The 658-nt window shown below is 54.9% G+C and carries 1 protein-coding gene; it reads left to right on the top strand.

Annotation, left to right across the window (positions count from 1 at the left end):
• Positions 1–472: hypothetical protein (locus tag RMZ43_RS36005; RefSeq protein WP_428851029.1), on the top strand; the 472-nt coding region annotated here is incomplete at its 5' end.
• Positions 473–658 lie beyond the last annotated feature (186 nt).

The raw sequence follows: 658 nt of genomic DNA, 5'->3' as shown, positions 1-658 counted from the left end.
TGGTCTTGCTATGGGCGAGATTGAGGACTTTTATAGCCACGCCACGCCGATAGCCATGAATAATCGGCCTATACAAACGCCTGCAAAACGCGGTGATGTTTGGATGCTTGAGCTCGATCCTAAAAACGCCAGTGGCTATCGAATGAGGAACGTTGACCTTGATACCATCAGGATACCTGATGGCAAATACGACTATGTCATCCCTTTTCGTCATCCTGATCGCATCGCGCTGATGCCTACTCGTACAGGTGGTCGAGGATTCGGGATGGGCCACACCTCCATGACGCAAACCACGCCAGGCCATGCAGACGATGTTCTCTATGCTGGTGATATCAGCTTCGACCGTGGCACCCTCACCCAATGGTCAAATCAAAGTGGGCACTATCTACCTGACACTGACTTGATCGACAGCAACCTGACGCCAACCGTAAAGCAGCTCCTTCCCATGTCGAAGTTCACAGCTCGTGAGTAACGCCAGCGGGTTGACCGGACATCGAGATGATGTCCGGTTCGCCTTTGTCGACTTACTGCACCCATGTGCGGGCTGCGCCACCGTCAGGATCACATTCGCCCGGCACGCCCCATCCACGACGATCGATCGCCGGACGCCCTTAGGGGGGGGCGGCAATCTAACGCCTAACGTCACGTGCCTATCGAA

Source organism: Nostoc sp. CmiVER01, assembly GCF_034531135.2.
GTDB lineage: Bacteria > Cyanobacteriota > Cyanobacteriia > Cyanobacteriales > Nostocaceae > Nostoc.
Note: the sequence above shows the minus strand (reverse complement) of the source record. Positions and strands in the feature narration are given on the sequence as shown.